We start from the raw sequence: 859 nt of genomic DNA on the forward strand, positions 1-859 counted from the left end.
CTAGGGCGTAGTGACGATTTAACTACCTGAGCCAGATAGCGATAGCGGCAAGTTTGACAAAGCCCATGAAGTTGGCGAGCAACTTGTCGTATCGTGTTGCGACGCGGCGGAACTGTTTGAGTTTGTTGAAGAAACGCTCGATGATGTTGCGCTCCTTGTAGAGATCAGCGTCGTAGGGACGCTGATGCTTTCGATTGCGCTTGGGCGGGATGACGACGTCGGCGCCTATTTCTGCGATCTTTTCAAGCAAATGGTCGGCGTCATAGCCCTTGTCGGCGATCGCTGCGCCGGTCTCGAAGCCGTCGACGAGATCATGCGCGAAGGCGATGTCATTACGCTGCCCTGGGCTTGCGATCAGGCGAACCGGCAACCCAAGAGCATCGCCTGCCGCATGGATTTTGGTGCTCAGGCCGCCGCGAGACCGGCCCAGACCTTGGGCATCCGCCCCCCTTTTGACCGGCGCGCACCGGCGGCGTGCTGATGAGCGCGCACAATGGTCGAATCGATCATCAGCCATTCCAGATCGGCTTCGCGCGCAAGAACCATAAGCATCTCGTCGAGAACGCCCATTTCGATCCAGCGATAGTAGCGCCGCTTCACGGATCGATAGTCGCCGAGCCGCTCGGGTAGATCACGCCAGCGCCCACCCGAGCGGGCCATCCACAGCAGGGCATCGAGGAACTTCCGGTTGTCGGTGCGCGGGCCGCGCTTGCCCTTCGTACCGCCAGGCACAAAGCCCTTGATCCGTTCCCACTGATCCTCTCGAAGCGCATCGCAGTCCATCGCTGACCTCCAAAAATCAGCGTTGAATCTGATTTGCCCTTCCTTGGGAATCCCAACCCGTTAAATCGTCACTACG

The 859-nt window shown here is 59.0% G+C and carries 1 protein-coding gene; it reads right to left on the reverse strand.

Annotated features, from left to right (window positions below; genetic code table 11):
- Positions 1 to 22: 22 nt before the first annotated feature.
- Positions 23 to 783, reverse strand: a protein-coding gene (locus O7A60_RS31720) for an IS5 family transposase (RefSeq protein ID WP_337109585.1) whose coding sequence is annotated in 2 segments (ribosomal slippage) — positions 23 to 444 and positions 444 to 783 — 762 coding nt in all. Because the reading frame shifts where the segments join, the coding sequence is not laid out codon by codon here.
- Positions 784 to 859: the final 76 nt, after the last annotated feature.

Origin of the sequence: Mesorhizobium salmacidum (SeqCode), assembly GCF_037179605.1 — a bacterium.
Taxonomy (GTDB): domain Bacteria; phylum Pseudomonadota; class Alphaproteobacteria; order Rhizobiales; family Rhizobiaceae; genus Mesorhizobium; species Mesorhizobium salmacidum.